At 35.7% G+C, this 25,396-nt stretch carries 29 protein-coding genes; 23 read left to right on the top strand and 6 right to left on the bottom strand.

Annotated features, from left to right (window positions below; genetic code table 11):
- Positions 1 to 11 precede the first annotated feature (11 nt).
- The 10 genes from accB (at position 12) to xerD (ending at position 8,468) form a co-directional block, all read left to right on the top strand.
- A complete protein-coding gene (accB, locus tag LBD46_03490) occupies positions 12 to 476 on the top strand; it encodes an acetyl-CoA carboxylase biotin carboxyl carrier protein (protein MDR2426228.1) in 465 nt (154 codons plus the stop codon).
- Positions 477 to 491: 15 nt separating this feature from the next.
- Entirely contained in the window at positions 492 to 698 is a 207-nt protein-coding gene (locus tag LBD46_03485) for a winged helix-turn-helix domain-containing protein (GenBank protein ID MDR2426227.1), read from the top strand.
- A 90-nt stretch (positions 699 to 788) separates the two neighbouring features.
- Positions 789 to 2,945 (top strand): DNA translocase FtsK, encoded by a 2,157-nt coding sequence (locus LBD46_03480; protein MDR2426226.1) that lies wholly within the window; start codon positions 789 to 791, stop codon positions 2,943 to 2,945.
- A gap of 71 nt (positions 2,946 to 3,016) precedes the next feature.
- Positions 3,017 to 3,676, top strand: a complete 660-nt coding sequence (locus LBD46_03475) for an outer membrane lipoprotein carrier protein LolA (protein ID MDR2426225.1) — start codon at positions 3,017 to 3,019, stop codon at positions 3,674 to 3,676.
- Between the two features lie 16 nt (positions 3,677 to 3,692).
- Positions 3,693 to 4,559: a DUF4115 domain-containing protein gene (locus LBD46_03470; protein ID MDR2426224.1), complete on the top strand. Its 867-nt coding sequence runs from the start codon at positions 3,693 to 3,695 to the stop codon at positions 4,557 to 4,559.
- A 3-nt stretch (positions 4,560 to 4,562) separates the two neighbouring features.
- Positions 4,563 to 5,894 carry a 30S ribosomal protein S12 methylthiotransferase RimO gene (gene rimO / locus LBD46_03465; protein MDR2426223.1) on the top strand — a complete coding sequence of 444 codons (1,332 nt, stop codon included), beginning with the start codon at positions 4,563 to 4,565 and terminating at the stop codon, positions 5,892 to 5,894.
- A 2-nt stretch (positions 5,895 to 5,896) separates the two neighbouring features.
- Positions 5,897 to 6,520 carry a CDP-diacylglycerol--glycerol-3-phosphate 3-phosphatidyltransferase gene (pgsA, locus tag LBD46_03460; GenBank protein ID MDR2426222.1) on the top strand — a complete coding sequence of 208 codons (624 nt, stop codon included), beginning with the start codon at positions 5,897 to 5,899 and terminating at the stop codon, positions 6,518 to 6,520.
- Positions 6,513 to 6,962 carry a phosphatidylglycerophosphatase A gene (locus tag LBD46_03455; GenBank protein ID MDR2426221.1) on the top strand — a complete coding sequence of 150 codons (450 nt, stop codon included), beginning with the start codon at positions 6,513 to 6,515 and terminating at the stop codon, positions 6,960 to 6,962. Before pgsA ends, LBD46_03455 begins: the two co-directional genes overlap by 8 nt.
- Positions 6,959 to 7,597: an MBL fold metallo-hydrolase gene (locus tag LBD46_03450; protein ID MDR2426220.1), complete on the top strand. Its 639-nt coding sequence runs from the start codon at positions 6,959 to 6,961 to the stop codon at positions 7,595 to 7,597. The genes LBD46_03455 and LBD46_03450 overlap by 4 nt, the downstream gene beginning before the upstream one ends.
- Entirely contained in the window at positions 7,584 to 8,468 is an 885-nt protein-coding gene (gene xerD, locus LBD46_03445; GenBank protein ID MDR2426219.1) for a site-specific tyrosine recombinase XerD, read from the top strand. The genes LBD46_03450 and xerD overlap by 14 nt, the downstream gene beginning before the upstream one ends.
- A 73-nt stretch (positions 8,469 to 8,541) precedes the next feature.
- Here xerD and uvrB read toward each other — a convergent pair whose 3' ends face one another.
- Genes uvrB through ftsW form a run of 4 tightly spaced genes read right to left on the bottom strand, consistent with a single transcriptional unit; the run spans position 8,542 to position 13,496 of the window.
- Positions 8,542 to 10,581, bottom strand: coding sequence for an excinuclease ABC subunit UvrB (uvrB, locus tag LBD46_03440; protein MDR2426218.1), 2,040 nt, complete (start codon positions 10,579 to 10,581; stop codon positions 8,542 to 8,544).
- A 7-nt stretch (positions 10,582 to 10,588) separates the two neighbouring features.
- The gene (gene surE / locus LBD46_03435) at positions 10,589 to 11,317 is read right to left on the bottom strand and encodes a 5'/3'-nucleotidase SurE (protein MDR2426217.1); all 729 of its coding nucleotides are present in this window, start codon (positions 11,315 to 11,317) and stop codon (positions 10,589 to 10,591) included.
- 6 nt (positions 11,318 to 11,323) lie between these two features.
- Positions 11,324 to 12,397 (bottom strand): undecaprenyldiphospho-muramoylpentapeptide beta-N-acetylglucosaminyltransferase, encoded by a 1,074-nt coding sequence (gene murG, locus LBD46_03430; GenBank protein ID MDR2426216.1) that lies wholly within the window; start codon positions 12,395 to 12,397, stop codon positions 11,324 to 11,326.
- Position 12,398: 1 nt separating this feature from the next.
- Positions 12,399 to 13,496, bottom strand: a complete 1,098-nt coding sequence (gene ftsW / locus LBD46_03425; protein MDR2426215.1) for a putative lipid II flippase FtsW — start codon at positions 13,494 to 13,496, stop codon at positions 12,399 to 12,401.
- A 365-nt stretch (positions 13,497 to 13,861) separates the two neighbouring features.
- On the opposite strand from ftsW, the gene LBD46_03420 reads away from it, so the two are divergent.
- From LBD46_03420 to LBD46_03360, 13 genes are all read left to right on the top strand, one after another.
- Complete coding sequence (locus LBD46_03420; GenBank protein ID MDR2426214.1) at positions 13,862 to 14,245, top strand: DUF3168 domain-containing protein; 384 nt, start codon at positions 13,862 to 13,864, stop codon at positions 14,243 to 14,245.
- Positions 14,246 to 14,280: 35 nt separating this feature from the next.
- Entirely contained in the window at positions 14,281 to 14,727 is a 447-nt protein-coding gene (locus LBD46_03415; protein MDR2426213.1) for a hypothetical protein, read from the top strand.
- A 3-nt stretch (positions 14,728 to 14,730) separates the two neighbouring features.
- The gene (locus tag LBD46_03410) at positions 14,731 to 15,048 is read left to right on the top strand and encodes a hypothetical protein (GenBank protein MDR2426212.1); all 318 of its coding nucleotides are present in this window, start codon (positions 14,731 to 14,733) and stop codon (positions 15,046 to 15,048) included.
- A 50-nt stretch (positions 15,049 to 15,098) separates the two neighbouring features.
- A complete protein-coding gene (locus LBD46_03405) occupies positions 15,099 to 15,371 on the top strand; it encodes a hypothetical protein (GenBank protein MDR2426211.1) in 273 nt (90 codons plus the stop codon).
- A gap of 23 nt (positions 15,372 to 15,394) precedes the next feature.
- Positions 15,395 to 15,781, top strand: coding sequence for a hypothetical protein (locus tag LBD46_03400; protein ID MDR2426210.1), 387 nt, complete (start codon positions 15,395 to 15,397; stop codon positions 15,779 to 15,781).
- A 211-nt stretch (positions 15,782 to 15,992) separates the two neighbouring features.
- A complete protein-coding gene (locus tag LBD46_03395) occupies positions 15,993 to 17,462 on the top strand; it encodes a hypothetical protein (protein MDR2426209.1) in 1,470 nt (489 codons plus the stop codon).
- On the top strand, positions 17,459 to 17,974 hold the full coding sequence (locus LBD46_03390) for a hypothetical protein (GenBank protein ID MDR2426208.1): 516 nt from the start codon (positions 17,459 to 17,461) through the stop codon (positions 17,972 to 17,974). The genes LBD46_03395 and LBD46_03390 overlap by 4 nt, the downstream gene beginning before the upstream one ends.
- Positions 17,975 to 18,035: 61 nt before the next feature.
- Positions 18,036 to 18,239: a hypothetical protein gene (locus LBD46_03385; GenBank protein MDR2426207.1), complete on the top strand. Its 204-nt coding sequence runs from the start codon at positions 18,036 to 18,038 to the stop codon at positions 18,237 to 18,239.
- Entirely contained in the window at positions 18,226 to 19,275 is a 1,050-nt protein-coding gene (locus LBD46_03380) for a hypothetical protein (GenBank protein MDR2426206.1), read from the top strand. Before LBD46_03385 ends, LBD46_03380 begins: the two co-directional genes overlap by 14 nt.
- On the top strand, positions 19,251 to 20,030 hold the full coding sequence (locus tag LBD46_03375; protein MDR2426205.1) for a hypothetical protein: 780 nt from the start codon (positions 19,251 to 19,253) through the stop codon (positions 20,028 to 20,030). Before LBD46_03380 ends, LBD46_03375 begins: the two co-directional genes overlap by 25 nt.
- A 20-nt stretch (positions 20,031 to 20,050) precedes the next feature.
- Positions 20,051 to 20,575 carry a hypothetical protein gene (locus tag LBD46_03370; protein MDR2426204.1) on the top strand — a complete coding sequence of 175 codons (525 nt, stop codon included), beginning with the start codon at positions 20,051 to 20,053 and terminating at the stop codon, positions 20,573 to 20,575.
- 12 nt (positions 20,576 to 20,587) lie between these two features.
- On the top strand, positions 20,588 to 21,313 hold the full coding sequence (locus tag LBD46_03365; protein MDR2426203.1) for a porin family protein: 726 nt from the start codon (positions 20,588 to 20,590) through the stop codon (positions 21,311 to 21,313).
- Positions 21,314 to 21,351: 38 nt separating this feature from the next.
- Positions 21,352 to 22,935: a hypothetical protein gene (locus LBD46_03360; GenBank protein ID MDR2426202.1), complete on the top strand. Its 1,584-nt coding sequence runs from the start codon at positions 21,352 to 21,354 to the stop codon at positions 22,933 to 22,935.
- A gap of 41 nt (positions 22,936 to 22,976) precedes the next feature.
- Here the strand turns inward: LBD46_03360 and murD are convergent, their stop codons facing one another.
- Both murD and mraY read right to left on the bottom strand, forming a co-directional pair.
- Positions 22,977 to 24,299, bottom strand: a complete 1,323-nt coding sequence (gene murD / locus LBD46_03355) for a UDP-N-acetylmuramoyl-L-alanine--D-glutamate ligase (GenBank protein ID MDR2426201.1) — start codon at positions 24,297 to 24,299, stop codon at positions 22,977 to 22,979.
- A 6-nt stretch (positions 24,300 to 24,305) separates the two neighbouring features.
- On the bottom strand, positions 24,306 to 25,391 hold the full coding sequence (gene mraY / locus LBD46_03350; GenBank protein MDR2426200.1) for a phospho-N-acetylmuramoyl-pentapeptide-transferase: 1,086 nt from the start codon (positions 25,389 to 25,391) through the stop codon (positions 24,306 to 24,308).
- Positions 25,392 to 25,396: the final 5 nt, after the last annotated feature.

The raw sequence follows: 25,396 nt of genomic DNA, 5'->3' as shown, positions 1-25,396 counted from the left end.
AAGGGTAAATCATGGCCAATGACATTAAAGATAAAGTAAAATCTCTTTATGAAATAATGAAAGATGAAAAAATTGAGGAATTGGAAGTAAATTCCAAAGATTACAAACTTCGCATTAAAAGAAAGAATCCCGACAAAACAAAACCACATGTTTTTTCTCCTTCGGCAAAAGTTCCGGAAACTGTGGAAATCACCTTGCAGAACCGACAGCCTAAACATGAACCACCATCAGGTTTGGGAGAAACAATAAAATCTCCCATAACGGGAGTTTTTTATAAGTCACCATCGCCGTCTTCCCCTGTATTTGTCAAAGAAGGAGATACGGTCGAAACAGGAAAAACTTTGTGTATTGTCGAAGCCATGAAAGTTATGAATGAAATAAAAGCCACGTTTAAAGTGAAAATCATAAAAATTCTTGTCGAAAACGGCAAGCCCGTAAATTCTGGGCAGGATTTGTTTGAAGTAGAAAAAGTTTAAACTAGAGGTTTAAATATGACAGAAATGATTGACAGAATAGGGTCCGCGGCGGGAGAAATTTGGAAATATTTAAATGAGAACGGAGAATCTTCTCCGATAAAAATTAAGGCAAATTTAGGCTTGTCGAATACCATGCTTTATCTTGCTTTAGGTTGGCTTTCAAGGGAAAACAAGGTAACTATAATACAGAGCGATTACAGCTACAGAATTTCTCTTAAATAACGGATGCGGTAATGAAGCCTCGCCGAGCATTTTCCGTTAAATACTGTTCTCTGCTCGGTTTTGGTTTATAAAGCCCTGAGGATAGCAAAAGTGGCCGGAAAGAAAAAAGAAAAAAATAAAAAACAAAAAATAAATAATGCAGATAGAAACAGGGAAGTTGCAGCCCTGTTTTTTGTTTTGGCTGCATTTATATGTGCCTATGCCATAATAGTGCCTGAGAATTCCGGTATAATAGGCAAAGCGTTTTCGGAAGTGATGTCACAGATGTTCGGTACTGGAACATATATTCTTCCTTTTATTTTTCTTTGGTTTTTTGTAGTTCATATAAGTAAATCTATGGAGTTACGAGAGAGAATGGACTTTATATGGTCTGTCGCGTGCATGGTATCAGGAACTGTGTTGTTTTCTTTTTCCGGCATTTTATTTGAGGTAAATACTGCTGGCGGCTGGCTTGGAAACAAACTATATCCTTTTTTAGAGCAACTTTTAGGTATTACGCTTGGCTTTTGCATTGTTTCTATCATTTTCATATATTCCATCGCAAGACTATTCAGAATTTCATTTAGTTCGGCCGTATACCATTTTATCAGAGATTTTGTGGAAAAACCCGATAAGGAAGAAAAATCTAAACCGAATGTTTTGGAAAAAAAGCAGGAACCGCCTATTTTTCAATCGGAAACTGAGATTGCAAAATTTGAACCTCTAAAACCCAATATTGTCAACAAAAAAGAAAGAGAAGAAAAATTAAATAAAGAAAAGACCGAAAAAGAAAAACAAAAAACTGAAAAAGCAATAGGCAAAGATTTTGATTACCGACTGCCTCCGACCAATATACTTAAAAATGATCAGACAACGAGTTTCGAAACAAAGAAAGAACAACTGCTTGAAAGAGCTGAACTTTTAAGAACTACACTTGCCGATTTTGACATAACAGCCGAAGTTAAAGATATTATTCCAGGTCCCGTAGTTACGCGTTACGATTTGGTTTTGGCTCCCGGAGTTAAAATACAGGCCGTTACGAATATTATTGACAACATATCTCTTGCAATGAGAACTTCTTCTATAAGAGTCGTCCCTGTTCCAGAAAAAGCAGCTGTAGGCATAGAAGTCCCAAATCCAGAAAGCGTAATCGTCGGATTGCGCGGAATCCTTGAAAGCCGCACTTTTGAAAATTCAAAATCTCTGTTGTCGCTGGCTTTGGGAAAAACTACGGATGGAGAAGGCTATGTCGCAAATCTGACTTCAATGCCTCATTTGCTTATAGCAGGCGCTACGGGTTCGGGTAAAAGCGTAGGAATACATACAATAATTCTTTCGATTTTATATAAAGCCCGTCCCGATGAAGTAAAATTTATGATTATAGATCCAAAACGCGTCGAAATGCCAATCTATAATGATATACCTCATCTTTACAATCCATGTACATCATCTGCCGATGCGGACATTATCACAAATCCGCGGGAAGCAGCCTCGTCGCTTAAAAAGCTTGTCAATGTCATGGACGAAAGATATAACAGATTTGCCAAAGAAATGGTAAGAAATATAGAAGATTATAATAATAAAATGTTCGAAACAGGAAGAGAAAAAGAGTTTTATATTGTCGTCATCATAGATGAACTTGCAGATTTAATGCTCGTGGCACAGAAAGAAATCGAAGATTCTATACAAAGGCTTGCACAGATGGCAAGAGCCGTAGGAATACATTTGATTCTTGCCACACAAAGACCTTCAGTTAACGTTATTACAGGCGTTATTAAAGCAAATTTCCCCGCACGGTTGTCATTTCAGACAACTTCAAAAATAGATTCGCGCGTAATTTTAGATGCTTTAGGTGCGGAAGATTTAATAGGCAAAGGAGATATGTTATTTCTGCCTCCCGGAGAAGCTAGACCTGTACGTTTACAGGGCGCTTTCGTATCTTTAAAAGAAGCCGAAAAAATAATAAACTTTATAAAAGAACAAAACTTTCCGCGTATTTATGAGCCGATAGCAGTAGAAGTTTCTGCCGAAACTGAAAATCCTGAACGGGAAAGAAACTTAAAAGATTTGATTCCAGCTCTTATTCTTATAAATGAACGCAGAAGAATTTCACAGGATTTGCTTAAAGCTAATTTCGGCAGTTCTGCGCGGGCAACCAATATACTCAGCATTCTCGAAATGAAAGGATTTATTACAAAGCCAGAAGGAACTAACAAATGGCATATAAATTATGATAGAATAAATGAATATCTAGAAAGGATCTCTTAGCTGTGCCAAAGCGGAAAGTTTTAATGTGCACAGCCGGTAAAGGTAAAAATAAATTGACATGGAGGTATAAAATGATTAAAAGAATAAACATTTTTGCGTTTGCGGCATTATTTGTTTTTTCGATGAATATTTTTGCACAGGACAACGAAGCCAAATTAAACGATATTCTTTCCAAAATTGAGGCCGCAGATAAAAAAGTCAATACAGCCGAAATATCATATTCGCAGGAAATTTTTTATTCTTCTACAAAAGAAAAACAAAATATTACTGGAAATTTAAAGTATAAAAAACCCGACACTATTTTTATAGTCCAGAAAACCCCTCAGGAACAGAGAATATACATTGAAGGAAAAAAGATTACGATTTATACCCCAGAAAATGCGCAGGCGGTCATAGACAATTGGAAAGACGTCATCAATGGAGATTTTACCGTCGCTTCAATGGTAAATTTTGGAAGCAGTTGGAAAACGATTAAAAAAGACAATTCCGTAAGTTATGTGGGCGAAGACGATAAAAATTATATTATTGAAATTACTCCAGCAAAAAAGAGTGATTGGAATATGCAGCTTCACATAGACAAAACCAGCTTTCTTGCATCAAAAGCTGTTGTTACAGCAGCAGGACTTGCGGTGACAGTAAATATTTCGGAATATAAAATAAATCAGAAATTTAAAAAAGATATTTTTAAATTTAAGCATTCTGAAGGAGTGGAAGTTATAGAACTTAATTAGGATTTAGGTATTATTGATGAAAGAACTCGGAAAGATTTTAAAAGAAAAACGTAAAGAGCTTAGTCTAGACTTAGAAAAAGTACACGCGGCGACAAAGATTCAGGAAAAGTACATTTCAGCTATTGAAGAAGGCGATAAGACGGTATTTACAGCTGAAATTTATTATAAAAGTTTTGTAAAGTCGTATTCAAAATTTTTAGGTTTTAACGGAATAGAGCTGCTTATAGAGTATGAAAAAAGAAAATGCGATAAAAATGAAGAAGAAAACTGTCAGCAAAATAAAAACGGCAGAAAATCTCAAAAATCAATTAAAGAAAGAGGCAGCGATTTAAAAAAGCTTTTTGCCACGGTATTGGTAGCAGGCATTTTGTTTGCTACTTTTTTATATCTCAGTAAAAATATTTCAGTTTTGACTGAGGATACAGATAAAATTTTAGATTTTAAACAGAAAAAAATACAGTTTCAGAAAATTCAGGAACTACAAATGAAACAGGAACATTTGGAATATATACCTCAGAAGGTCATATCAACCGAAGAAGAAAATAAGAACAAAGAATTGAACCCTTTTCCTAAAGAACAACAAAGCGCTCAGGCGAAAAACGATACTAAAACAGCACTTTCAGAAAGAAAGATACAGGAAAAACAGGAACTTGTAATTAATGCAGTAGAAAATGTGTGGATAAAAGTCGAAGGAGACGGAAGAGAAATATTTCAGGGAACCATAGTGAAAGGTACGAAAAAAGAATGGAAGGCAAACAATGATTTTGTCGTAAATATAGGATATACTCCAGGCGCCACCATTTATTTTAACGGAGATGAGATCAACGCAGGAAAAGGCGCGGTTAACGACGTCAATATGTTGGTTTTAAAGAGGCGGCTTTAAGAAATGAGAAAAGCCATTGCCGTAGTAGCTCTTGGCTGCTCTAAAAATACCGTTGAAGCCGAATATCTTCTAGGAAATTTGCAAAATAAAGGTTTTTTTATAAGCGGAAATGTTCAGGAAGCCGATATAGTCATAATACATACATGTTCTTTTATTCAAGATGCAAGGGAAGAATCGGAAAAATACATAAACGACGTTCTTCGTTTAAAGGATAAAAAAGACGTAAAAGTTTATGTTTCAGGCTGTTTGCCTCAGCTTCTTAAGGAAGAAATAATGGAAAGATTTCCCTCAATAGACGGATATGTCGGAACAGGAACTTTGGATAGGCTTCCCATTTTAATTTTAAATGGAAAACCCGTCAATCAGGCTGCCGCAGGGGGTTTTAACGATTCGAATTACAGATCTCTTTCTTCCTCTTTACCTTCGGCTTATTTAAAAATAGCCGAAGGCTGTAATCACGGCTGCAGCTTCTGCATAATTCCAAATCTGAGAGGAAAATATACAAGCCGCACGATAGAATCGCTTTATAGCGAAACGCGTTCTTTGGTCAGTACTGGCATCAGAGAACTTATTTTGACCGCCCAAGACACTACTTCTTACGGTTCAGACATATATAATGCTTTTGCACTGGATAAGCTTCTTTCAAAAATTGCAAATATCAAAGGTCTCAGATGGATAAGGTTGATGTACGCTTATCCTTCTGCCATAACGGATTCTTTGCTTGATGTTTTCAAAGAGTATAAAAATATTTGCAGTTATATGGATATACCGATACAGCATATAAGTAAAAACATTCTTTATTCAATGAGAAGGCCTTTGAATACCGGAAAAATAATTGAAAAAATTAAAAATAAACTTCCGGATATGGTGTTAAGAACTTCCATTATAGCAGGATTTCCCGGTGAAACAGAAGCCGACATACGCGAACTTATTGATTTTATAAGACAAGGATATTTTCAATATGTGGGAGTATTTGAATATTCTGATGAAAAAGATGCGCCTTCTTCAAAGTTTAAAAATCATATAAGTTCTGCAACAACTAAAAAGAGAAGGATTGAAATAGAAAAAGTGCAGTACGAAGTTTTTAAATCGAAAATGGAGTTTTTAAAAAATTCTGAAACGGAATTTTTTGCCGAAAACTGTGTTATAAAAGGCAAAAAATATCTGATCGGCGGAAGATGTATATTTCAGTCTCCAGAAGTTGACGGAACTACTTTAATAATGTCTGATAAAGTTTTTGATGTAGGTAAATTTTATAAAATTGTCATTAAAGATAATGATGGTTACAATATAAAAGCGGAGATTCGCAGCCCTGTTATGCTGCAAAAAAGATAAAAATGAATTTAGCTAATAAACTTACAATAACTAGAATTTGTCTGGTGCCGTTATTTATCGTCTTTATGGAACTTCACTCTTTTTGGTTCAGCATCCTCTCACTGTTGGTTTTCACCATAGCTTCTCTTACAGATATACTTGACGGACAGATAGCAAGAAGAAATAACACAATTACATCGCTTGGCATTTTTTTAGACCCTCTTGCTGATAAACTTTTGATTTCGGCCGCTTTTATATGTTTTGTGGATATTGATGTTTTGTGTATCCCTGGATGGATGGTAATAGCGATTATTTCAAGAGAATTTTTGATAACGGGACTGCGTTCCATCGCCGCTTCAAAAAACGTAATAATACCGGCCGATAAAGCCGGAAAGTTTAAAACGACTTCGCAAATAGTGGCAATAATACTTGTTTTACTGATACTTATAGTTCATGAATATTTCCTGAAATATTACGGAATCACTCCGCAGCTTATAGCCACTTTTGACAATGGTTCGTACCGTACTCTTGCCATTATTATCGGAAAAATGCCTTACTGGGTGACGCTTGCCACAACTGTAATGACGATTTATTCCGGAGCGCACTACATACTTAAACACAGATGGCTTTTAAAAGACAATGCATAAAATGATATTATTTTTTTCATCGGTTTGCGGGGCAGGATATGTGAAATATGCTCCGGGAACAGCCGGAAGTCTTGTCGGAATTTTGATTTGGGCATTTTTTATTCCGGAAAACTTTATCTTTCAGGCTGCCGCAGTAATATTTATGTTTTTTGCTTCGGTATTATTTTCATCTCTTGCGGAAAAAATTTACGGCAAAAAAGATGACCAGAGAATAGTAATAGACGAAGTTGCAGGCATATGGCTTGCGGTAGTGTTTTTACCTAAGACGATTTTGTTTTTATTTTTGGCTTTTGTGCTGTTTAGGATATTTGACGTTTCAAAACCGCTGTTTATAAAAAATCTTCAGAAAATAAAAGGCGGGTTTGGAATAACTGCTGACGATATGGCCGCAGGAGTTGTCACGAATATAATTTTGCAGATTTTTAATATAATTTTAAAATGATAAAAGTAAAAAAGATAATATCAGGACGCATTGAAGCCAACTGCTACATAGTTTATGACGTGGATTCTTTGCATGCCTTAATAGTTGATCCCGGCGAAGACGGAGATAAAGTTGTCGCTGAAATAGAAAAAAATGCTTTAAAACCGCAGTTGCTCATCAACACTCACGGGCATTACGACCATATTCTTGCGGACGAATTGATACGCTTGAAATACAAAATACCTTTGGCCGCTCATAAAGAAGAAGCGAGCATTCTTGCCGACCCGCAGCTCAACGTTTCGGCACTGTTTGGCAATCCGCAGTCCGTGAAAACTCCGGAAATGCAGCTTGAAGACAATCAGGAAGTCAGCCTTTCTTTTACGAAATTTACGGTCATTCACACTCCCGGACACACTAAAGGAGGCATTTGCCTTTTATTTGACGATTTTATAATAACCGGAGATATTTTGTTTGCTGGAACAATCGGCAGGACAGACTTTCCAGGTGGAGATTTTGGAGAAATCATCTGCTCTCTTGAGAAAATCAAAAAATTAAATCCTTCCATTGTAATTTATCCGGGACACGGAAGCCGTACGACACTTGCGAACGAACTCCAACACAATCCTTATCTTAATGGAACTTATGATAAATATTAATAAGACTTTAAACGATTTTATAAGCTATATAACCGTTGAAAAAGGGTTATCAAAAAATACCATTTCGGCATATAGATCGGACTTAAATAAATTTTTTGAGTTCTGTAAAAAAAAAGCTCTCGAACCCGAAAATTTGCAGCATAATGACATAACAGATTTTTTATGGGAAATAAAAAATGAAGGCTTAAAGCCGCGTTCGATTTACAGAATGATTGAATCTTTAAGACAGTTTTATAAATTTTTAAATATTGAAAATTTACTAAAAAATAATCCTACATCATATCTTACGGCCCCGAAAATTTCCGAAGACCTTCCAGGAATGCTTTCTTTTGAAGAAGTTGAACTTCTTTTAAGTTCGGTTAACGGTTCTGATGAAATGAACATAAGAAACAGAGCCATGATTGAAGTTCTGTATGCCACCGGATTAAGAGTATCAGAACTTATAAACTTAAAATTTTCAAACATTAACATTGATGAGGCTTTTCTTAAAGTTTTTGGGAAAGGATCGAAAGAAAGGCTTATTCCATTTGGGGCTAAAGCGCGGTATTTTTTAGATATTTATCTGCGGAAAAGAAAACCTGTTGTGGACAAAGACGAGCATATTTTCATATCGCGGCTCGGCAAAAAACTCTCGCGGGTAGAATTTTGGCGCCAGCTGAAAAATATAGCTAAAAATGCAGGGATTGCCAAAAATATAACTCCACACACTTTAAGACATTCTTTTGCCAGCCATCTTCTCACAGGTGGTGCCGATATACGTTTCGTTCAGGAGATGCTGGGGCACAGTTCGATTTCGACAACACAGATATATACCCATATCGATAACAATAAACTCAAACAGCAACACAAAAAATACCACCCCAGAGGATAAAAAAATTCATGTTAGGACAAAGATAAAAGAGGAAATTACATTTGTGCCGTTTGCTTCTATTATTCGTCGCTGTTCATCTTCCACATTTCTGCCTTCTTACCCTGCCTCTGCCTTTATCTGCACGCATGGATTTGAGTTCAAGCATTTTGTCACGCAGTAATGCGGCAGTTTCAAAATCAAGACTGTCGGCGACTTCTTTCATCCTTTCTTCAATATCTTTTATTACCCCGTCAATATTTCCAGAAGATATGTATTCAGCCTGAGTTTCAGCTATTAGGCTTGTTACACCTTCCGCCCTTGAAATATTTTTGAACTCGTCAAGTTCATGGACAGCTTTAATAATCGATTTTGGCGTTATTTTATTATTTTTGTTATATTCTATCTGCTTTTTTCTGCGCCTGCTCATTTCTTTCAGTGCTCTTTGCATTGAGCCAGTCATATTATCGGCGTAAAATATTACTGTACCGTCAACATTTCTTGCTGACCTTCCACATATTTGTATGAGCGTCGGCTCAGAACGAAGAAAACCTTCTTTATCCGCATCAAGTACTACCACAAGAGAAACTTCAGGCAGGTCAAGTCCTTCCCTTAGGAGATTGATTCCGACAAGCACGTCAAATTTTCCAAGCCTTAAATTTTTCAATATTTCGATTCTGTCCAAAGTTTCTATTTCAGAATGAAGATACTCCACTTTAAATCCTTTTTCTTTTAAATAAGCAGCCAAATCTTCAGACATTTTCTTGGTAAGCGTCGTAATAAGCGTTCTTTGCTTTTTTTCAACGCGTTTTTGAATTTCATTCATCATATCGCGAATCTGTCCTTCGATAGGGCGGACTATAACTTCCGGGTCAATAAGTCCTGTTGGACGTATTATAAGATCTACTATATGCTTTTTGCTTTTTTCCAGCTCATAAGTTCCTGGTGTCGCTGAAACCATCATGGATTTTTTTATAAGTTTCTCAAATTCATAAAATTTTAAAGGTCTGTTATCTAAAGCAGAAGGGAGCCTGAACCCGAAATCCACAAGAGTCTGTTTTCTGCTCCTGTCGCCTTCATACATGCCGCGAATCTGTGGAAGCGATATATGTGATTCATCGGCTATTATTAAAAAATCATCATTCGCTTCATAAAAATAATCGATTAGAGTAGTTGGTCTTGTACCCGAAGGATTTCCGGCAAGATGTCTTGAATAATTTTCAACGCCATGACAAAATCCTGTTTCGGCAAGCATTTCCATATCGTATTTTGTTCTTTGTTCAAGCCTTTGCGCTTCAAGTAGTTTTTTTTGAGAGTTAAGCACTGCAAGCCTTTCATCAAGTTCTGATTTTATTGTCTTCAAAGCGGTTACAAGTTTTGGTCCTGTGGTCACAAAATGTTTTGCAGGATAAATATAAGCTCTGTCTTTTTTATGTAAAATTTCGCCGGTCAAAGGATTAAACTCTTTTATGTTTTCAACAAAATCGCCATAAAATTCTATTCTTACCGCAGTTTCAAGATAGGCTGGAAAAATTTCAACTGTGTCACCTTTAACTCTGAACCTGCCGCGTATAAATTCGACTTCGTTTCTTTCGTAATGAATGGATACAAGTTCGTTTAATATCCGATGTATTGATATTTCGACTCCAGCGGCAATCTCAACGCACATATTGCGGTAATCCGAAGGCGAACCGAGATTGTATATACATGAAACTGAAGCTACGACGATAACGTCTTGTCTTTCAAGAAGAGAGGTAGTAGCTTTAAGACGAAGTCTGTCAATATGATCATTTATTGAAGAATCTTTTTCTATATAAGTATCGCTTGAAGGAATATAAGCTTCCGGCTGATAATAATCGTAATATGATATAAAATATTCGACCACATTATTCGGAAAAAAAGACTTGAACTCGGCGTATGTCTGCGCGGCAAGTATCTTGTTAGGTGAAATTATCAAAGTAGGAATTTGCAGTTTTTCTATGACATTGGCCATGACAAAAGTCTTGCCAGAACCTGTAACCCCAAGCAGAACCTGCATGTCAACGCCGGCATTATAGCCGCGGCATAGTTCATTAATTGCCTGCGGCTGATCGCCGGACGGCTTGAATTTTGAAACAAGTTTAAATTTGTTTTCCATTGAAATTTCAAAGTTTTACTTTTTTGACAAGATTATAATCCGTCTGGTCAAGCATAAGCGGAGTTACCGATATGTAACCTTGTTCTACCATATCTATATCCGTTCCTCTGTTTTTTCCTCCAGAAACGTATCTGCCTGAAAGTTTATAAGTGAAGTTTCCTTCCTTGTCAACGTGAGTTTCTACGTTTTCATCATAAGCTCTCAGACCTAACGGCACGATTTTAACACCTTTATAATTTCTAGGTATGTTAATATTGAGGCAGATATTTTTAAAATATTCTTTTCTTTTTAAAATTTTCTCTGCTATTTCTCTTACAGCGGCAGCTGAACTTTCATAATCCTGAGCGTACATTTCCACCGCAGAAACAGCCATCGAAGGTATCCCTTTTAAAGCGCCTTCTCTTGCCGCGCCGACCGTTCCAGAATATATAACGTCCTGTCCAAGATTGGGACATGTATTTATTCCCGAAACTACGAGGTCTACTTTATTTTTTAAAAAAGAGTAGAGTGCGTATTTTATGCAATCCGCTGGAGTTCCACCTTTAACAGTGTAAAAATTTTTTTTTATTTTTTCGGCTTTTTTAAATTTTGCAAGCGTTATGGAATGCCCCGAACCTGACATCTGATTCTTGGGAACAACTACATAAATTTTTCCTATCTTAGACAATTCTTTCATCAGCGGTTGAAGTCCGGGAGCTTTAACGCCGTCATCGTTAGAAATTAAAATAGTATCCATTTTTTATTAACTTATGCCATTTATTATCTCTTCCGCCATTATTTCTTGAGGAAATTTAGATACGGAATTTTTTATATTTGGCTTCAACCTCCTTTTTATATTTTCAACTGTACCGGCAAGATTTTCGGCGGTTAAATCTTTTTCCTCAATAATCGTCATCATGCCGTTTCTTGCTGCTTCTTTTGCATTATAATACTGATGATTGTCCGCAGCGTATGGATATGGAACCAAAATTGCAGGCTTTTTAAGAAATGTCAATTCAAAAACTGTTCCAGCTCCAGCTCTGCATATAACCGCATCGGAAGCGGCATAAGCTTGGGCTATATTATGCATATAATCAAAAACGCGGTAATTTGCCGATTTTCTGATTTTCTGATTTATCTCTTCAAAGCCCTTTTTCCCGGTTATATGTATAACCTGAATATCCATTTTTTCTGAAATTATTTTTATGGCTTTAAAAGCTATTTTGTTAAGTTTTAAGGCGCCGAGACTTCCGCCAAAAATCATAAGAGTAAACATATTTTTGTCTAAATTAAGAGCGTTACAGCAGGACTCTCTTTCAACTGCCAATATCTCTTTTCTCACGGGGTAACCGGTAAAAATAATACTTTTTTTATTTTTAAAATATTTTTCACTGTCTCTGAAGCTTATAAACGTTTTGCCGGCAAATCTGTTTAAAAACTTATTTGCTATTCCCGGAATCGTATTTTGCTCATGTATAAAAGTTTTCTTTCCGTATATTTTTGCGGCAATGACGGCAGGCGCTGAAATATAACCTCCCACACCTATAACCGCAATGGGATTCAGTTTAAACATATTCTTTAAAGCTTTTAAAAAAGCAAAAATCAATTTGATAAAAAAGACAGCAAAAGAAAAAGAAATTTTTCTTGGCATGCCAAAAAGATTAAATGATACATAGTCAAAACCGCTGTTTTTTATTATCTCTCCAGAAGTTTCGTTATTGCTCACAAAAAAAACTGGATTATATTTTTTTTCTTTCAGTTCCTGCGCCAAAGCTATACCTGGATATATGTGTCCTCCCGTGCCACTTGCGGCTATAATAATATTTTTATTTTTCATTTCAATACCTTTTATATTGTGATAAATTTATAAGTATTCCTGCGGCAGCCATATTTATTATCAGCGAAGTTCCACCGAAAGATATAAAAGGCAAAGACAGCCCTTTCGCGGGAAATATGCCCGTAGCAACTGATAAATTTATCAAAGCCTGAAACACTATCAAAAACGTTATTCCCAGAGCAAGATATTCTGTAAATTTATCCGGAGCGTTTTTGCTTATTTCAATACCTTTAAAAAAAATATATATATAAAAAGATATAACACCCGCAGCGCCGATAAATCCGAGTTCTTCTCCTACTATCGGAAAAATAAAATCCGTATGTGCTTCGGGAAGATACATGAGTTTCATTTCACTTTTGCCAAGTCCTTTACCGAAAAAACCGCCAGAACCCAAAGCGTACAGCGATTGTTTTACCTGATAAGACGAAGCGTCAATATTAATTATGGAATCAAAATAATCGCGCATTCTTATAAGTCTGTACGGTTTTCTTAAAATTTCTGCCGTCATTAAAAGGATGCCCGCACCGGCCATTACAAATACGGTCTGCAATTTTATTCCGGCACAAAATAACATTGCAAAACAAACTCCGGCAATTAATACAGGAGCGCCCAAATCAGGTTCTAAGGCTATCGGGATTATAATAAAAAGCAAAAAGACTATAGGCGCTATTAATCCTTTCCATTCTCCTATTAAATCCTTCTTTCTTTCTATAAATTCCGCGATAATTATTACCATTGCAATTTTAGCTATTTCAGAAGGTTGAATCGTAGCAAAACCTAAGCTAAACCATCTTCTTGCACCGCTTCTTGTCACGCCAAATATTAAAACCGCTATAACCGCCGTTAAAGCGATTATATACAAAATTTTGGAATATTTACGATAGAATTTATAGTCGATAAAAAAAGTTGTTATCATCATGGAAATAAAACCTACTATTACCCAAATCATCTGTTTTAAAAAAAACATATAAGGGCTTGACCATCTTACGTCTGCCATGATAACGCTCGAAGAAAATACCATCATTGCGCCGAAAACCACAGCGATAGCAATGATAAACATTAAAGAATAATCATATTTTTTAAAATCTACGTTGAACATTTTGTCCTTTTGATAATAGCATTCAAAAAATTAAAATTTCAAAAATTATTGCTAAAATGTTAGCAATATATGGTGAAAAAATGCAAGAAAGACTTAAAAATTAGCTTTTTTGTATAACACAATAAAAACATCACAAAGCTTTAAACTATCAGATGCCTTTTTATTATTCGTCCAGCTTCTTAAATGGCAAAATGTTCAATATATTGTGATATTTACAAAGATAAATTTGACATTAAAACACATAAATTCTTATAATATTCAGGATATTTTTGTAATATAATGTAAATAACACTAGTTCAAAATACCCGCATAAATTATTTTTCTTCGAGATTGCACAATATGTCTAAATAAAAAAGAGGCATAAAATGTCTTTGGGAATTAAGCTTTATAATTATTTATTGCAGGACATGGAAATAACTGATTTAGTCTCAAACCGCATTTATCCTCTTGCTGCTCCTGGCGAAGCACAAAAACCTTATTTGGCTTTCCGCATAGTTTCAGATTCTTCTGAATATACTCTTGAAGGCGATTCCATACAGGGACGCAAACAAATCCAAATCAGCGTAGTATTTGAAGACTATGCGCAGGCAAATAATATTGCCGTCGTTTTAGAACAGGAAATGTCAAAATGGACTGCTTCCGAAACGGACATACGAATAATAACAAAAACCGGATATGCGGAAATATATGAAGAAACGACGGAAATTAAACGTATAAATTTAGATTTTGAAGTATTTGCAAAAAACTAATCACAGGAAGGATTAAAGATGACTGTTCGGCAAGAATGTCTCGCGGGAGTAATTTTGGTGTACGCATAGTTGGCGATACAAATTACAGTTATGTCGGAGATTTAAAGACAATAACCGTACCGGAAGCAGTAACAGACCAGATAGACGTAAGCACATTAGACAGTTCAGGCAGAAATAAAGAGTTTATTTCCGGCGCTACCGATCCCGGAGAAATTTCTCTTGAAGGAAATTATAAGTCCGTTGACTCAGGGCAAGATGCGATATACAGTTTTTTTCAAAGTGGTAATGTTTTTGAATGGGTCATTGAAATAGTTACTGTCGGCAGCGAAAGTTCTGCTGCAAAGCTTACAGGAAAGGCGACTTGTTCAAGCTGCAAAAGAGTGGGAGATTTAGCTGAAGGCGAAATAATTCCTTTTACTGCCACATTAAAAATCACTGGGACGACCACATTTACCCCAGCAACAATTCCTACAGGAGCATAAATTATGAGCGAACTTGTAAAAATAAAAACCATTACTTTGGATAAAGAGAGAACGTTAAAGTTTAATTTTAAAACAATAATGCTTTTTGAAAAAGAAACGGGCAAAAATTTCTTTAAAATGAACGGCGAGTTCAGCGGTACTGACACTTTAGTTCTTTTATGGGCGTGTTTAAAAAGTGCATGTGAAAATATCACTTTAGACGAAACCGCCGATATTATTGACTTGTCAAATATATCCGCAATAGGCGCGGCGATAACAGAACTTATAAAAGACGCCATGCCGGAAAATAAAAAAGAAGGTTCCCCCTCCCCTTTGGCATAAATGCCCCTGAAATATCAGATTTCTGGGGCATTGCTCTTTATGATTTAAATTTGACGGAAAAACAGTTTTGGAATTTAACACCTAAACTGTTTCAAGTTTTATGCGGAAGAAAATATCAAAATGATCGCCGAGAATTAGCCAATGCCGCTCTTATTACGGCAGCTATAGCAAACGTCAACAGAGGCAAAGGGAAACGCGCTCTTTCCATAGAAGATATTATCGGCAAAGATCCGCAAGCCGAACAAAAAGAACCTCAGCCCGAAGAACTTCTTATATTAATGCAGGCTTTGCATAAAAAGCACGGAAAAAAAGATAATAAATAAAGTTAAAGGAGATGACCTTTGTTATGCAAAACAGAATAAAAACAAGGAAATTTTTATTAGCCGTATTTGCTTTTGTATTTATCACCGTTTTGTTTTCTTCCTGCGACAGAAAAAAGGAGTATATTATAGAATATGAAGTTACGGGGACGGCCGCCAGAGCCGATATCAGCCTGAATAATGCTGACGGTGATTCAGAACATTACAGCAATGTATCATTGCCTTATTCTAAAAGTTTTAGGATTAAGCTTAAAAGAGATTACGATTTTTTTTACGCAGCTATATCGGCACTGAGCAAAAGTCCAGGTACAATAAGATGCGTAATTTATAAAGATGGAAGAGTATTCAGTCGAGATGAAGCAACAAACATTTATTTTGCATATGTAAGCGCGTCGGGAATTATTGAATATTAAAAAAATTTCATAGAATACGATGATACTAAATATAAGGATATATTTTTAAATGTTGCCCGATAATGCCATGAGAAGCGGCAATTTGAAAGGAAAACCTATGAAAAATATACAAAAATTTTAAATATTGAGTCTTTTCCTCAAGAGCTAATATCCATAAAAAAGTAAATTCAACAGATATGTAAAATTTTCCACAAAATAAAAGGTGACAAAAATGGCTGAAGAAAATTTGTCTGTTAAAATAGAAACAGATGCTAAAGCATTAGAGAAATTCAGAAATAAACTCCAAGAAATCGCAAAAACAAGCGAAGATATTAAAAAAGTCAGCAATGCTTTTTCTAGTATAGTCGCGGCAGTTTCTGCATTTAGTGCAGGGTTAAATCAATCTAGAGGCAGTTTAGACAGCTTAAATAAAGCTGCAAGCCTTCCAAATTTTTCAGAGTTAAAAAATGTAATAGAAGAGCAGATTTTACCCATTATTTCAAAACTAGCCTTAGGAATTAGTGCAGTTGCCGCCGCTTTTACTATTATTACCGGTCCCATAGGATTAACAGTAACCGCCATATTGGCATTGGGAGTTGCCATTACGCTTTTATTAAACAATTTAGATATGTCAAAATATACAATCGCTGCAATAGTATCGGGCATAAAAATTAATTTTTTACAATTGGTTCAGCAGGAATTGGCGAATGTTAAAACAAATACTCTTAAGGAAATTGAACTCAAACAGGCTTTACTTGATGTGGAAAAACAAATAAACGAAGACAGAAAAAAAGATATTGATGCCCGTATTTCTTATGAAAAAGCTCAATTTGATGAATTCAACAATAAACAGAAACAAGATACTTTGATGTTAGAGCAGCAGCAAATTAAAGAGAGGCTTGCAGCCTCTGAAAAAGGAAGTGCAGAGTATTATGCTTTACGGCAGCGGGAATATGAAAATCAAAAAGAGCTAAACGAGCTTGGAAATTATGAATTTGTCAGCGGATGGGCGCTTGCATTTGAAGAGATAATAAATCAAACTACAAATTGGAAAGAAGTTTTTATGGGAATATATAACGAGCTTGTTTCCTCAATATCCCAAACAATACAAAATTTAGTTGACGGTCAAATTGACACATGGGGAAAGTTTGGAATGGCGGTAACGAATATTTGGAGAACTCTCAAAGATTCCATTATCAAAGCACTTACCGATATAATTGCAAAAGAGCTTGCAGCTTTCGCGGTGGAAAAAACCATAGCGCTTGGGAAATCAGTTCTTAACGCAATTGTAGGCGCAACAGATGCCGGCGCAAAAGATCCAAACCCATATACAAAAGTAGTGACGGCGGCAATAGTATTGGCTGGGCTTATGGCTATTGCAAATATGGCGGGAGCATTTGAGCAAGGCGGCATTATAGGCGGAAACTCTTGGAACGGCGACAATATGATTGCCCGTGTAAACAGCGGCGAAATGATTTTAAACAAAAATCAGCAGGCTAATCTGTGGAATTTGGCAAACGGCGCCGGAATTGAATCTAACGGGAATGCGCCAATTACCATAAACCAGAATATAGAAATTACTTCAAGTATCGGCGGCTTAAGCAGTTTGACGCAAGCCATAAGACGCGGAACTCTTGAAGCTTTAGAGTTTGCGGGAGTAACGTATAATGTTGGTGCAAAGCAGTCGGGAGTGGCATTATGACAAAAGCTATAGATAATCCCATACAAATATATTCATACAATTATTTAAATACAAAATGCTTGTTTGAGACATCAAGCGAACAGCCTCTTGATTTTTTAAAACTCTGCGATTTCGAATGTTATAACGACGATTTGGCATTTATGTATGCACAGACGTCGTTAAATTTTTCTTGTTGGTTTAAAGATAAGTTTGGGGAACTTTTAGCAAGAAATATTGACACGATTATTTTGCAAAACTGCAATGTGCAGACAATGCAAATAAAATATATTGACAACTCTGAAAATGAAGTTTTAGCCTATACGCTGACTGACAATTTAAACGGCGAAGTAAAAATAACCCTGCCTCAAAAAATAACGACTTCAAAAATTATATTTAACATACAAAGCACTTTTAACAATGAAGGCATAAAAATCGGACAGTTAAGAGTTTTAGAAAAAATTTTTGATTTACAGGCGACTACTAATACCGACGTAAATTATACCGCAAAAGACGGCAGTTTGAGAAACTTATAACGGCAGGCTTATAACTTGGACGGATTTCAGCAAATGGTCGGCAAATATCAACATCAAAAATATGTCAAAAGAGCAATACAAGCTGTTAAAAAATTTTATCAGGAGGGACGGCTTTATAACGATAATCCCTTTTGCGGATTTTGAAGACAGGGATGTCTATGAAGTATTTATAAGACGGCAGGATTTGGATTACAAAATAAGTAGGTGGAGCGGGCTGCTTGACTTCAATTTAAAATTAGAGGCACAGGAAAATGCGGCAAATTAGCCCTACAATAAAATCACTTCTTAAGCATAATAATATATCGGAACTCCATCATAAACTTTTACTTTACCGTCGTAAATGGAATACTGCATCTTCTTCTTACATTATTGAAACAACTCCTGTTGACATTACCGACGCAATAAACCATAAAGGCACAAATGTTTCAATTACCCAGCAGCTTGATAATGATACCGCAAATGTTTGGAAAGTCGGCAATTTGGCTTTGACGCTATATAATGAGAATAACCGCTTCTGGCAGGATAAAGAAGACGGATTATTTCCCCAGCCTTACATTATTTACGGCTCAAAACTTGAATACTATATAGGAAGTCCGACATTAAACGATTATGTCAAATGTTTTACTGGATATTTGACGGAATTGCCAAATTACAGACAAGATGAAGTGCTTGTGGAATTGCGAGTATTAAATCGCCTTGATTGGCTAAAAACAATATCAGCGGAAAATGTATCAACAAAAATTAAAAATGAACAATTGACCGAGCAAGATACCACTCATTGCAAAACCGCAAATGCCGCAGTCGGCAGAATTCAAAGAGTGTTAAAAGGAACAAGCCTTTCAGACGCCGTTGAATTAACCGAAAAAACAGATTATACAGTTTCACAGCTTAACGATTACAATAACGGCGCAATTATAGAGTTGAAATCCGCTCTGCTATCAAATGAAAATATATGTGCGGATTATATTTATTGGAAAAAAGGCATAACGATTGATACACTTGTGAATGAATTGTTGACGAGCGCAGGAGTAGCCGAATCGCATAGGATTGTTGATCCTGTTGTTTTTCAAAATAATGTAATTTTATATCTGAATAATTTTATTCAAAATGTCTCAACTCGTTTCAATTTTACAAATACACACAATAGTATTACTTATGCAAATAGTGTAGATGGTAATAATTATATAGTTATAGACCAAAAAAATCTGGTGGCGGTGCATCAAGAAATTTTGAAATCTATTCTTCAGGCAATTGGTCTTTATTCTGCAGTATCAATATGGATATATACAACGAAGATATAGCTACATTTGGTTATATAAGATTTATATTTGCAAATCACACAATATTGATTTATGACAATCATAATTTTTATTATTCTGATGGTTTTGCGATAGTTGTAGATGGAAATTTAGTTCAAACTTCAGGTGGCGGTCGATCTGCAAATTTTAATTTTAGTATGCAGAACAATATTTTTTATATTTATAAAAATAGTTCGCTAATCTATTCTATATCGATATCAGACGGAACATTGAATGGATTATATATATGGCAGTATAGAACAGGAAAACTGATTATTCAGAATATACAACTCATAGACAACGCGGGTATTGTGTATAGCCAGTCTGGTATAAGATTTAACTTATCAAATTCAGGATTATCTGATTTTATACAGTGGACAAACTTCAAGGCAAATGTATCTGTTATAGGAGGAATGCCGCAATTATCTATAGAAGCACGTTATAAAGATAACCCAAATGCACAGTGGAGCAGTTGGATACAACTTGATATTGGAAGTAATATAAATAATTTTTCAAACTATATTGAAGTTGTTATAAAAAATAATGCGACAAAAGGCAATGATTTGAATTTGTCTAATATGAATGCGTCTTATTATCAACAACAAAACATCCCACTCAGCATCTGTAATCTAACAAATATGTCAATTTTACAGGCATTAGAAGAGTTAGCTTCTCTTGCGATATATGAAATCGTTTTGACTATGACGATAAATTCTTTTTTAGAAATAGGCAGCAAACATCGGAATATAAAGCTCTAACCGATAATGAGATTATTTCAATGTCGGGTGCAAAAAGCGATATTGCAAGGCTGAAAACGCGCGTTGTAGTTACTTACGGCAACTATATAAAAGTTATTGACAGCGACCAGCAAAATGAGCCGCACCCGACAAATAAAGAAAAATATGGCGAAAGGACTTATGAAATATCAGGATCGCAGCTGCTTCCCGCGGATAATGTTGACCTCGCTTATGCTATTGCTCCGACAATTTATGCAGAACTTTCAAAACTACGGTTGAGGTTGACTATTGACATAATTATTGATTTGGAACTTGAACTCGGCGATTATGTTAGAATGCTTCACAATAATAATTTGTTTGCAAAACGGACGTTTACAGATTTGACAAAATGGAAAGAAACAGGAACTTATTATATGAAATGTAAAGTTGTCGGCATCAAAACGGATTTTAATAAAAGAATTACAACTCTTGATTTAATCGATTACACAGCGGATACTGACATACCCGTTGAACAGGCAAAAGAATTCGCATATCAGCCGCAGGAAACTTTTGATGTCCGAAAATAGTGAGGATTAAAAATGAAAAAAATATTATTTTTAGGTTTATTTTTGTTTTTAGCTCAAAGCGTATTTGCCGATAAACAGAATTCGCTCATCTTGAAATTTGGCATAACGCCGTATTCAATATTTTCTCAAGAAAGAACTTTTGTTCTTTTTAATGAACAAAAAAATTCAAATTTCTCAAATATAAACATTGGGACTGTTTTTTATTTGGAATATTACAGGAAAATAAATTCAATTTTTAAGTTTGGAATCGGCTATGCTCAGCAGATAAAAAGAAACGTTAAAGATTATGACAGCTTAGGATTTACGCTGCAAGCATTTTATATTTCGCCTAAAGTGAGTATATATAAAGATATATACTCCATCTTACAAATCGGCGTTAGTAAAATTATGGATTTTGATGAAGATATAGAAGAAGAAAATCTTGGTTTACATTACGGACTCGGGATAGGCTATGAATATAAAAATTTTATTTTTGAGTTTTTATATGCTTCTGATAATGAAATGTATAAACTATACTTGGAGAATATTCTTGTACAAGAAAACCGCATAAATTACCAAACTTTCAACTTTAACATAGGATACAAATTTGATTTTAATTTTCCAAAGATAAATAGAGCAGGCAAAGAGCCAAAAAAAACAAAAGTAAAAGAACACAAACAAAGCGAAAAAGAACTTTTGAGAGAACAAAACGAATTGCTGAAAAAACAAATAGAATTGTTGGAACAAAAAATCAATTAAATTTTGACTTGGTATCTGTCAAAAATAAGAGGTAAAAAATGGATATAGGACAAAAACAAAATGCAAGAGTACTGCCGAATTCATCTACTGTTTGGAAAGCGCAGGAATTAAACCAGATTACCGCGGAGCTTAAAAATATTATAATTGACGCGGGTTTGACGACGGATGAAAATATATTAAATCAAGTCTTGACCGCAATTAATCAAAAAATTAATGCGGCGGCGGGAGGCTCATTAACCGCTAAAAACTTTGATTCGGCACAACCGACGCAGGAAGAACTTACGCTTTATGCCTGTCAGGATATTTTTGGTGCAGGCGGAACATGGACATTAGACGTAAACGATATTTCGCAATCCACATATGTAATCAACGGTGTAACTCATACAGCCTCAGAAGTATGGAATAAAACATGGGTGACAAACTTATTTAATTCAGGAATGTGGCAGCTGGTAGATACTCCAAACACTCCGACGCCGATTTATTCATGGCAGTTTATCGGGTTTGTTACCGCTGTGGCTCCTCTGTCTTATATAGGAGAAATTAAATCTTTAGCAAGAACGGACACTCCGGAAGGCTTGTTAAGATTATACGGCGGGGAATATACGCGTTCAATGTTTCCAAATTTTTACGATAATTATCTTCTGACAAACATAATACCCACGGGAACTTATACGCAATGGGAAACTGCTTACAACAATAATTCCGGCAATGTCGGCTTTGTCGGTGTTGACAGCGTAAATCAAAAATTTAAAATGCCACGTCTTGATGATAGAGTTGCAATAATGCAGTGTTTAACCATAGGCAATATAGGACAATACGGCAGAGCTCAAATTGTAAATATCACTGGCCATTTTGACTGCACGCTTGGAGGTCCACAGGGATTAGTAGCAGTGGGTGAGGGAGCATTCAGACAAGGCGACACTGCTTTATACGGTAGTTCTGTAACAGCGTCAAGTTCGGTAAACAGAAGTAATAGAGCCACTTTCGACACTTCAAGAGTAGTCAATACGGGAGACAGATTTCAACCTCGTCATATTCAGTTTCCGTTAATGATGGTTGTATCAAATACTGTAGTTCCCGCTTCGCAGGCAAATTATAATGTGTTTATTGACGGATTAGCAAACAAAGCGAGCTTGAATTTGGATAACATAACAACTATTTCAACAATAGCGCAATCGCTATTTAGTACATTTCTTGCCAAATTAGATTTATCAAATATTACAACCGCAGCCAAAACAAAACTTGCACAGTACAGCGTTCCGAAGTTTGTTTATTCCAAAACACACTTATACGGATTTACAAGCGCCGAGACAGTAACCATAACAGCTCCAAAAGTTTTTACAAAACCGACATGGGTGAGATTCGCCGTAAACTTTGGCGGCGATAGCGGAATTCCGCATATGTATATAGCTCAATCAAATGTAGAGGATTTTTATTGGACTATAACTTGGCGGATTTTGGCATGGAAAGATTTGGCTGGATGTATTGACAACAGCGATATAAATATTGTTGTAGCGGATATGTATATAAAAGCCAATCAGCAGACATTCACTTTGAGAATGAACAATCACAGAGGAGGAACGGATAATATATATCAAATAGGATATTTCAGCGAAGAATAAGAAATAGTATCAAAAATGGAAATTATGCAAAAAAATATTAATTACTCACTAATTGATTTAACCATTTTTTTAAAAAATTTACCGCGCTCTTCGAAATTTTTGAACTGGTCAAAAGAAGCACATGCCGGAGACAAAAGAACCGTATCTCCGCTTTCGGCAGTTTTAAAAATCTCTTTAACAGCATTTTCGATATTTCCGCAATCTAAAAAAGAAGCTCCCGCCAACTCTTTTTTTATTTTTTCTGCGGCTTCACCTATAAGATAGATTTTTTTCACTCTTTTTTTTATTAAATTTTTCAAAGGAATGTAGGGAGCGCCTTTATCTATGCCTCCCAAAATAAGAAAAATGTTTCCTTCAAAAGCTTCCAAAGCGACTCTGGTAGAGTCCACATTTGTGGATTTTGAATCATTATAATAATCTACACCATTTATTCTGCGTACAAATTCTATCCTGTGTTTGACGCCTTTATACGAAGATATGACTTTTTCTATTATGCTGGATTTCATTCCGACGCAGTAGGACGCAGCGACAGCAGCAAGAATATTTTCGACATTATGCGTCCCTGGTATTTGAATTTTTGGTTTTATAACCGACTTTTTCTTCCCTATATTTATCACTATCGAACCTTTATCAAAATACACGCCATTTCTTAAGGGTCTTTTAGCAAAAAAAACTTTCTTGGCATTTATTTCGGAAGATATTTTTCTGCATATTTTATCATCAAAATTTATAACTGAAAAATCTCCTGCCCGCTGATTTTTAAATATGTTTTTTTTTGCAGCTATATATTTATGCATGGTTTTGTGATGTTCAAGATGATCGGGGGTAATGTTAAGCAGAATAGAAATATTTGGACAGAAAGAAGGAGAATCTTCAAGCTGATAACTTGAAAGCTCCATCGTAATAAAAGTATTTTTTGCCGTGTGCAAAGCTTTATCAGAAAGAGGAAATCCTATGTTTCCCGTCACTATTGAATCTTTATAAGCTGCTTTTATTATTTTTGAAAGCAAATCCGTAGTCGTCGTTTTTCCGTTAGTTCCCGTTACCGCGATGAGCTTTTTATATTTTGAATTTTTTAAAGAGAACTCAAGTTCGCTGATAATTGGAATTTTATTTCTTTTAATTTTTTTAATGATTTCAATGTCGGGATATATTCCCGGACTTTTTATGACAAAATCAGAAGTAAGAATTTTATCAGTATGCCCACCAAACTCTTTCATAACTTTTTTATCGAGATTTTTTATTTCTCTTTCTTTGCCGCTATCGCTGGCAAAAACTTTATAACCAAGTTTCACTGCGAGATTTGCAGCCGCAACACCACTTTTTCCTATACCCAAAACGCCGGCCTGTTTTATTTTCTTCACTTAATATTACCTCAGCTTCAGCGATGCAAATGAAAGTATTGCAAGTATTATAGCTATTATCCAAAACCTTATCGTAACTTTTGTTTCTGACAAGCCGAGCATTTCAAAATGATGATGAAGCGGCGCCATTTTAAAAATTCTTTTCTTTGTCCTTTTATAAACCGATACCTGTATCAGCACGGAAAGGGCTTCAACGACAAAAACTCCTCCTATAAGCACTAAAATCAATTCCTGTTTTATTGACACAGCAGTCATTCCGAGCACCCCGCCCAGAAACAAACTGCCGGTATCTCCCATAAAAACTTCAGCTGGATGCGAATTATACCATAAAAAGCCCAATCCAGCTCCGACAACGGCAAGAAGAAAAACAGTAATTTCACCGGCGCCAGGAACAGAAACTATTTTCAAATAGCCCGCTATCTTAAAATGTCCTGCAAAATACGCAAACAAAGCCAAAGTAAAAGCGGCTATGACTATGCATCCAGAGGCAAGACCGTCCAGACCATCGGTCAAATTAACGGCGTTCGAGCTACCCACGACTATTATCATCACAAATACGAAGTAAAAAAATGAAAAATCAACAAAAACATTTTTAAGAAATGGAATATTTACCGCCGTCAAATAATCAGGATTGGCCGGAAAAAAACTCAAGTATGCGGCAAAAGAAACTGCAAAAACCGTTTGACCAAAAAGTTTTCCTTTGGCGGAAAGTCCTCGCGGGTCTTTTCTTTTCAGTTTTATATAGTCATCCCAAAAACCTATAAAGCCCAGCCAAAGCGTACCAGAAATAAGCCATATTATAAATCTATTGTCGAGCCGCGCCCAAAGCAGAGCGGAAACAGCTATGGATATTAAAATTAAAAGGCCTCCCATAGTGGGAGTGCCATTTTTTGAATGATGAGTAAAAGGAACGTCACTTCTTACGGTTTGTGCCACTTTCAGATTTCTCAATTTATTGATGACAAAAGGCCCTGCCAAAAGGCAGATGACAAGGCTTGTCAAAACCGCACCTCCTGCTCTGAATGTAATATATTGAAAAACGTTAAACGGGCTGAAATATTCGCTTAAACCATAAAAAATATGATACAGCACTTATT

Origin of the sequence: Candidatus Endomicrobium procryptotermitis (assembly GCA_031279415.1) — a bacterium.
Taxonomy (GTDB): domain Bacteria; phylum Elusimicrobiota; class Endomicrobiia; order Endomicrobiales; family Endomicrobiaceae; genus Endomicrobium_B; species Endomicrobium_B procryptotermitis.
The sequence above is the reverse complement of the archived record's forward strand: the minus strand, read 5'-3'. Positions and strand labels throughout refer to the sequence as shown.

Bases quoted from the DNA above. Each gene is read 5' to 3' on its own strand.
- accB (MDR2426228.1), top strand. From the start codon at position 12: ATGGCCAATGACATTAAAGATAAAGTAAAATCTCTTTATGAAATAATG.
- LBD46_03485 (MDR2426227.1), top strand. From the start codon at position 492: ATGACAGAAATGATTGACAGAATAGGGTCCGCGGCGGGAGAAATTTGG.
- LBD46_03475 (MDR2426225.1), top strand. From the start codon at position 3,017: ATGATTAAAAGAATAAACATTTTTGCGTTTGCGGCATTATTTGTTTTT.
- LBD46_03470 (MDR2426224.1), top strand. From the start codon at position 3,693: ATGAAAGAACTCGGAAAGATTTTAAAAGAAAAACGTAAAGAGCTTAGT.
- rimO (MDR2426223.1), top strand. From the start codon at position 4,563: ATGAGAAAAGCCATTGCCGTAGTAGCTCTTGGCTGCTCTAAAAATACC.
- pgsA (MDR2426222.1), top strand. From the start codon at position 5,897: ATGAATTTAGCTAATAAACTTACAATAACTAGAATTTGTCTGGTGCCG.
- LBD46_03455 (MDR2426221.1), top strand. From the start codon at position 6,513: ATGCATAAAATGATATTATTTTTTTCATCGGTTTGCGGGGCAGGATAT.
- LBD46_03450 (MDR2426220.1), top strand. From the start codon at position 6,959: ATGATAAAAGTAAAAAAGATAATATCAGGACGCATTGAAGCCAACTGC.
- xerD (MDR2426219.1), top strand. From the start codon at position 7,584: ATGATAAATATTAATAAGACTTTAAACGATTTTATAAGCTATATAACC.
- uvrB (MDR2426218.1), bottom strand. From the start codon at position 10,581: ATGGAAAACAAATTTAAACTTGTTTCAAAATTCAAGCCGTCCGGCGAT.
- surE (MDR2426217.1), bottom strand. From the start codon at position 11,317: ATGGATACTATTTTAATTTCTAACGATGACGGCGTTAAAGCTCCCGGA.
- murG (MDR2426216.1), bottom strand. From the start codon at position 12,397: ATGAAAAATAAAAATATTATTATAGCCGCAAGTGGCACGGGAGGACAC.
- ftsW (MDR2426215.1), bottom strand. From the start codon at position 13,496: ATGTTCAACGTAGATTTTAAAAAATATGATTATTCTTTAATGTTTATC.
- LBD46_03420 (MDR2426214.1), top strand. From the start codon at position 13,862: ATGTCTTTGGGAATTAAGCTTTATAATTATTTATTGCAGGACATGGAA.
- LBD46_03415 (MDR2426213.1), top strand. From the start codon at position 14,281: ATGTCTCGCGGGAGTAATTTTGGTGTACGCATAGTTGGCGATACAAAT.
- LBD46_03410 (MDR2426212.1), top strand. From the start codon at position 14,731: ATGAGCGAACTTGTAAAAATAAAAACCATTACTTTGGATAAAGAGAGA.
- LBD46_03400 (MDR2426210.1), top strand. From the start codon at position 15,395: ATGCAAAACAGAATAAAAACAAGGAAATTTTTATTAGCCGTATTTGCT.
- LBD46_03395 (MDR2426209.1), top strand. From the start codon at position 15,993: ATGGCTGAAGAAAATTTGTCTGTTAAAATAGAAACAGATGCTAAAGCA.
- LBD46_03390 (MDR2426208.1), top strand. From the start codon at position 17,459: ATGACAAAAGCTATAGATAATCCCATACAAATATATTCATACAATTAT.
- LBD46_03385 (MDR2426207.1), top strand. From the start codon at position 18,036: ATGTCAAAAGAGCAATACAAGCTGTTAAAAAATTTTATCAGGAGGGAC.
- LBD46_03380 (MDR2426206.1), top strand. From the start codon at position 18,226: ATGCGGCAAATTAGCCCTACAATAAAATCACTTCTTAAGCATAATAAT.
- LBD46_03375 (MDR2426205.1), top strand. From the start codon at position 19,251: ATGGATATATACAACGAAGATATAGCTACATTTGGTTATATAAGATTT.
- LBD46_03370 (MDR2426204.1), top strand. From the start codon at position 20,051: ATGTCGGGTGCAAAAAGCGATATTGCAAGGCTGAAAACGCGCGTTGTA.
- LBD46_03365 (MDR2426203.1), top strand. From the start codon at position 20,588: ATGAAAAAAATATTATTTTTAGGTTTATTTTTGTTTTTAGCTCAAAGC.
- LBD46_03360 (MDR2426202.1), top strand. From the start codon at position 21,352: ATGGATATAGGACAAAAACAAAATGCAAGAGTACTGCCGAATTCATCT.